The sequence below is a fragment of the Enterovibrio gelatinilyticus genome, assembly GCF_028683095.1.
Lineage (GTDB): Bacteria > Pseudomonadota > Gammaproteobacteria > Enterobacterales > Vibrionaceae > Enterovibrio > Enterovibrio gelatinilyticus.
Window position 1 is genome coordinate 1 of the sequence record NZ_JAJUBC010000155.1, and the last position, 290, is coordinate 290.

Here is a 290-nt window from a genome sequence, read left to right on the forward strand (position 1 = left end):
CTCCACCGAATACGGCATAAAATATATAGAGGACAGCCTCTATTTCTCTGAAACCTTTTAGGAGGGCATCGAAAAATGAACCGCTATAAATAAAGCCGCCATAGATAAGTACAATCAAAGTAAAGAAGCCAACGGCATTGATACATATATGCCCCAGTTGAACTTGAAATGCTTTGCCTTGGCAACGTGCGCCAATGTCCATATAGGTATCATTGATGTCGAGTATTTCTGAAGAGGCCACTGTGTCATCGTCTTTCAAGTAATACGCAGGCATGGGCTTCGGTGAAAAA

General features: G+C 42.1%; 1 pseudogene. It reads right to left on the reverse strand.

From position 1 onward, the window contains the following. Nucleotides 1–290: pseudogene (locus LRP50_RS25625) on the reverse strand (hypothetical protein); the annotation flags it as partial.